The following is a 321-nucleotide window of genomic DNA, read 5'->3' on the forward strand; positions in this document are numbered from 1 at the left end:
TGGACTTTCCGGCGGAGTGCAGGTCGTTGCACGCCTCCACCACCCGCTCAGCCATCGACGCCTCGGCCTTCTTCAAATACGCGCGAGGGTCATAGGTCTTCTTGTTCCCGACCTCCCCATCGACCTTGAGCACACCGTCGAAATTGCTGAACATGTGCCCGGCCACCGGACGGGTGAACGCGTACTGCGTATCGGTGTCGACATTCATCTTCACCACCCCGTACGACAGAGACTCCTCGATCTCCGACTTCAGCGAACCCGAACCACCATGGAAGACGAACGAGAACGGCTTGCTCCCCGCCGGCAACCCCAACTTCTCCG

At 60.4% G+C, this 321-nt stretch carries 1 protein-coding gene; it reads right to left on the reverse strand.

Annotated features, from left to right (window positions below; all coding sequences use genetic code 11):
• Positions 1-321 (reverse strand): class II fructose-bisphosphate aldolase (locus AXK60_RS25110; protein ID WP_175400110.1); only part of this gene is annotated, 321 nt, incomplete at both ends.

The organism is Tsukamurella pseudospumae, assembly GCF_001575195.1.
Lineage (GTDB): Bacteria > Actinomycetota > Actinomycetes > Mycobacteriales > Mycobacteriaceae > Tsukamurella > Tsukamurella pseudospumae.